Annotated in this window: 5 protein-coding genes; 1 reads left to right on the plus strand and 4 read right to left on the minus strand. The window is 59.8% G+C overall.

Going from position 1 to position 5,206, the window contains the following annotated elements; all coding sequences use genetic code 11:
- Positions 1-415 precede the first annotated feature (415 nt).
- A complete protein-coding gene (locus EN893_RS17870) occupies positions 416-1,159 on the minus strand; it encodes a Crp/Fnr family transcriptional regulator (protein WP_024502861.1) in 744 nt (247 codons plus the stop codon).
- A 152-nt stretch (positions 1,160-1,311) separates the two neighbouring features.
- On the opposite strand from EN893_RS17870, the gene hemN reads away from it, so the two are divergent.
- Positions 1,312-2,661, plus strand: a complete 1,350-nt coding sequence (gene hemN, locus EN893_RS17875) for an oxygen-independent coproporphyrinogen III oxidase (RefSeq protein WP_024502860.1) — start codon at positions 1,312-1,314, stop codon at positions 2,659-2,661.
- Between the two features lie 229 nt (positions 2,662-2,890).
- Here hemN and EN893_RS17880 read toward each other — a convergent pair whose 3' ends face one another.
- The 3 genes from EN893_RS17880 to trbG all read right to left on the minus strand — a co-directional run.
- Positions 2,891-3,133 carry a DUF2274 domain-containing protein gene (locus EN893_RS17880; RefSeq protein WP_024502859.1) on the minus strand — a complete coding sequence of 81 codons (243 nt, stop codon included), beginning with the start codon at positions 3,131-3,133 and terminating at the stop codon, positions 2,891-2,893.
- A 12-nt stretch (positions 3,134-3,145) separates the two neighbouring features.
- Positions 3,146-4,360, minus strand: coding sequence for a TrbI/VirB10 family protein (locus EN893_RS17885; RefSeq protein WP_024502858.1), 1,215 nt, complete (start codon positions 4,358-4,360; stop codon positions 3,146-3,148).
- A partial coding sequence (gene trbG, locus EN893_RS17890) for a P-type conjugative transfer protein TrbG (protein WP_128273148.1) occupies positions 4,357-5,206 on the minus strand: 850 nt, incomplete at its 5' end. The genes EN893_RS17885 and trbG, both read right to left, overlap by 4 nt.

Below are 5,206 nucleotides of genomic sequence, written 5' to 3' on the forward strand. Positions count from 1 at the left end.
GATCTATGTCAGGCCGCACGATTTTGTGCGGCGCAATCAGCAGGTGGCGAATGAACGAGGAACGCAGCGCGGGCTCACCCCCTCATGGAAGGCGTTCCCTGGGTTGGGCGGGCGCAGACGCGATCGCTGAGGCGAAAGCTGAGGCTCTGCGCGCGTTGGATGCTATTGCCGATGCCCTGCCAAACGTTGTTCGGATCCCATTGGAAACGAACGCGATCGTTCCGCCGAGCCGTGGCAGATTAAGGACCATGCTTCGCCGGTATGTGCCGAAACACACCTGGCGATTGGTCACGTTCCTATCAAAGGCCGAAAGCTGTTTGTCTCGACCGTGACGCCGCTTCGTCGAAGGCGCGGCGACATCGCATTAAAAGGCAAACACGGCCCGCCCCGGAGTCATGCGACATGGCCTCGCCGCTTAGGGCCGCTCGCGTCCGCCGCCACAGCGCTTCTCCAGACGGCTTATGCTGTCCACCGTCACATGGCGTGCGTTCTCAATCCGAATCACCCCGTCAGCCCGCAATCGCGTCAGTTGGCGGCTCACGGTCTCGCTGGTGATTCCAAGGAAATCAGACATTTCGGCACGCGTCAGCGGCAGATCGAAGGAGGCCGACCCGGAAGCCGCATCGAGACTGGAATCGATATTCCGGGCCATCATGAGGAGAAAAGTCGCCACCTTTTCCGGAGCTGTCTTGCGCCCCAGCGTCACCATCCACTCGCGCGCCTCATCGAGTTCATTCAGCGTCTGTTTGAGCAGGCGATGCTCGAATTCCCGTGACGCCTTCATCATCCGTTCGACGGCCGCTCGCGGAAACGAACACAGCGTGACTGCTGTTGCCGCTTCCGCATTGATCGAGCTTTCCTCCTTGAAAGGACGTCCCAGAAAATCCGGTGCAAACTGGAGACCGACGATCTGCTGGCGCCCATCCGACAGGCTCTTTGATAGCTTTACCACGCCTGAAAGCACGTTGGAGTAGCTGTCGACGTTCTGTGCCTCGCCGGTCAACTCCATTCCTGACTCGATCCGGCGACGCGAGCAAGTCTTGGCGAGCCCAACCAAATTGTCTGGATCGAGCGCACCGCAGACACCGCGACGCCGTGCCTCGCAAGGGAAGCAAAGAACAGGAATGCCGGAACTATGAATGTCTTGCCGAAAGGTCATGCGTTCGCCTTACCCGATCCTAACTGCCGGCAGGATACCCATCCAGGGTAGAGAAATCCTGCGGCGGTTTGTCCATGAGCGCGGCTGATCGAGATCAGGGTCTGCTTCAGCGATGCGTGCAGTGTTCCGGCGGGCAACACGGTGAACGCGAGATGCAATCGGAAATAGCTGTCAAACTCAGCGAGAACGTCCCACGCTACACCAGCTATCCGACGGCGCCGCATTTCCATTCGGGGATCGATGCTGCCATTTACCGTGGCTGGTTGGAGACGCTGGAAAGCGGCGACGAAATCTCGCTGTACCTGCACATTCCTTACTGCGACAAGCTCTGCTGGTTCTGCGCCTGCCACACCAAGCAGACGCACCAATATGAGCCGGTGGCCGCTTATCTGCGCTCGCTGAATGCCGAAATCGTCACGATTGCCGGTCTGGTGAGCGGCAAGGCACATGTCCGTGCAATCCACTTCGGTGGCGGTTCGCCAACTATTCTGAGGCCCGATGATATGGTTGCTCTTGGAGCGGCCTTGCGGGACAGCTTCGACCTTCTCCCGGATGCTACGGTCAGCATCGAAATCGAAACCAACGACATGGACAAGGCGCGCCTTGATGCACTTGCTCAAATCGGCGTAACGCGGGCGAGCCTCGGCGTGCAGGATTTCGATCCGCAAGTGCAAAAAGCAATTAATCGTGAGCAGAGTTTTTTGCAGACCAAGGCAGTCGTCGACGGGGTTCGTTCGCGGGGCGTCGAATCGGTCAATCTGGACCTGCTCTACGGGCTCCCGAATCAGACACGCGAGACGATCTGTTCCACGGTGGCGCAGGCACTGACCTTGGAGCCAGACCGGATGGCCCTGTTCGGCTACGCACATGTGCCCTGGTTCAAGAAGCATCAGACGATGATCGACGAGGCATGGCTGCCGAGTCCCACTGAGCGTTTCGCCCAATCTCAACTCGCGGCGCGGGCAATTGTCGCCAAGGGATATGAGGCAATAGGACTCGATCATTTCGCGAAGCCCGACGATGCGCTGGCCATAGCGGCCCGCGCAGGGGTTTTGCATCGCAATTTTCAGGGCTACACTGAGGATCGCTGCCCGACACTCATCGGACTTGGCCCTTCGTCCATCGGTCGTTTTCGCCAAGGCTACGTGCAGAACATGGCTTCGACTTCCGGGTACGGGCGCATGGTTGCGGATGGCGGGTTGGCTGCCGTGCGCGGCGTTGCCCTTTCCGACGACGATCGCGTCCGTGGCTGGATCATCGAGCGGCTGATGTGTGATTTTGCCTTCTCGGCAGTCGACCTGGTGGAGCGGTTCGGCAAAGCCGGCGAGCAGCTCCTTCATCGCTCGAGGTCCATCGCACTCCACGATCCTGCCCGAGCGCTTGAATTCGATGGTGACAGTTTCCTCGTACGGACTGAAAGTCGCCCCTTCATTCGAACCATCGCGGCCAAGTTCGATACATATTTCAAAGGGGGAACGGCGAGGCACTCGGTGGCGGTCTGAGCAAAGCACAGTGCGCTCGCCGTTTGGTCGATCGGCGAACCAGCTGCGTTCGTTTTGACCGCTCATAGCCGACTACCGCATCAAAATCGAAAATGCAAACTTAGGCTGTTGCGCGGTATCTCCTTCCACATCCACTCTTGCGCATACCTGCATTTCAAGGTGTTTGATCCTATGCTTCGCAGGTAGGTCGCGACAGCTAGGCAATGTTCCAGCTGCCCTAGCGGAGGAGTCACGATTTTCCGGCAAGCTCCGTCGGCAGACGTTCTTTTCTGGCCTTGGCAAAGGCTCGGTCGCCTTCCAGAAACGCCGCCAGCATGAAAGGGATGAGTTCTGCCACGGTTTCAGACTGACCATAGGTCTGACGGTAAAGTGCAGCATACTCCTTGAGTGTTTGGCTCAGCTCCGCGCTGACGGTAATGGTGATCTTCGAAGCTGTTCGGTCCGGAAGTTTTCCAAGTTTCAGGTCAGCCATGATAACTCCTGCTCAACTGGCGTATGGCCGCAGCACGATGTCCTTGTGCACGATGACGCGCAGTGGCCAACCTGGGCGGACGACGATGGTGGGCTGGATATTGAGGTTTTTTTCGGTGATGCGCTGGCCGGCTCGACTGGCGTTCTGCTGGGCTGATTCCCGGATCGCCTTGACCAGATCGCTCTCGTTTTCGCCGAGGCTGAATTCTGTGCCGACACCGAGCAATGTGGCAAGCGCCACTCCCTTGATCATCTGCCAAGTGTGGAAATCGACTTTGTCTTCCAGCCCTGCGTAGCCGGCGGTGTCGCTCGCGGGCAGATTGTCGATTTCGGCCGACGAGCCGTCGGGCAGCAGAATGCGCTGCCAGACCAGCAGCGCTCGCTTTTGCCCGAACGCGACGACGCTGTCGTAGACGCCGATAAGACGTGAGCCCTGCGGAATCAGCAATATGTTGCCCGTGACCGTGTCGTGCACATTTTCGGTGACTTGCGCGACCACAAGGCCCGGCAAATCGGAATTGATGCCGGTGATCAGGCTGGCGGCAATCACGCTGCCAGCCATCAGTTGATATGGCGAGATCGGCGTCTGAAGCGCATGCGGATTGTAGATCCCGCCAGTGCTCCGCTGGCTGAGAAAATCAAGCTTTCGCTGCTGATTGTTCTGGTCGCCTTCCGCCGCCGCCACCGAGGCTGACGCGCGTCCTGCTTCGGATTGGGGAAGCGCCTCAAATGGATGCTGAGCAGTTTGCACGCTCTCTCCGACATCTGTCTGTTGAGCTCGATTTTCGACGCGGAAAAGCACCCGCGATTCACGCGCTTCGATCGCCTGCTGCGCTAGACGCTGCTCCTCGGCCGAGATGTCTTGGCCCGGCACGATGCCGAGCTGGCGCTGCCGCTCGAGGATGGGGCGGCCGAGGTCGCCCGGCAAAGGTAGCCCAAGGACGGGAGGCTTCGGCTTCATGCCGGAATAGTCATGGGGAAGCGTATCGAGTCCCTCGGCGGTTGGTTTGCGCTGAGTGTTGTAGAGATCTTCCGCCTGATCCCTGATGCGAAGGGCCGGCCCCTGGAGGGCGATCATGGTAACGCCGAAGACAGCGCCGGATCCGAGCGCTGCGATCGCGATGATCACACCGCGCCTGAACCGCACCACGCGGCGGGGAGAGGCCCGAAGCTGCAGTTCCTCGGGATCCAGTTTCGGCGGGATGCCAGAGCGGGAATTTTCGATCATGAGCCCTCACCTCGCCGGCTGCCGCGAAAGAGCGAGATCCGCCGTTGCGGTTGCCTGCCGTCAATCCTGCTGATGCGGATCACCTGCTGCCGCTTGGTGCCGAGGCGAAGTTCGGCCGCGGCGAAGAGCCGATCGACGATGTAATAGTTGCCGCGCACGCGATAGTTGACGAGCTCGCTGCTCCCATCTGCGCCGACGATGAAGAGTGGTGGCGCCTCGCCCTGATCTATGCGACGAGGGAACTCAATATAGACCTTGCTGCCGTCGTCGAAGGCTCGCGTCGGTCTCCAGGGCGGTGTGTCGCCACTGATTGAGTAGCGAAAGCGAAGGTTTTCGAGCGCGATATTCGACGCGACCGGTGTAACTGCCTCGGCTTGAGCATTGCGCTGGCGAAGCGCGATGATCTGGTCTTGGCTGTAGGTCCAGGAGATTGCCGCCATTGCGGTCTTCTCGGTGCTTTGAAGCTGCAAATGATAGGTCCGCCGGTCCGTCGTAATGACGACATTGGTGGCAAGACCCGGCGCGAAGGGTTTTACCAGAACATGGGTGCGCTGATTGTCACCGGTGCCGCTTGCGGTATCGCCAATGACCCAGCGCACGGTGTCGCCAGCCGACACGGCGGTTAGTTTCTCGCCCGGCTGCAGAGCGATGTCGGTCACGCGCTCCGGCGCGGCATAGAGTTGATAAAGCGCGCCATCGGTGAAGGGGTAGACTTGCACTGCATTAACATACCCGTACTTGGTGGGTTGCTGGGTCGCGGCTTTGTTGGCATCAGCGACGCGTTCTTCAGGAGGGCGCTTGTCCTCGGCCTTGCCGGGCTCGGGCTGCATTTGGCCAGGCAGCGGC

It is taken from the genome of Mesorhizobium sp. M7A.F.Ca.CA.004.04.2.1 (genome assembly GCF_004022825.1).
Taxonomy (GTDB): domain Bacteria; phylum Pseudomonadota; class Alphaproteobacteria; order Rhizobiales; family Rhizobiaceae; genus Mesorhizobium.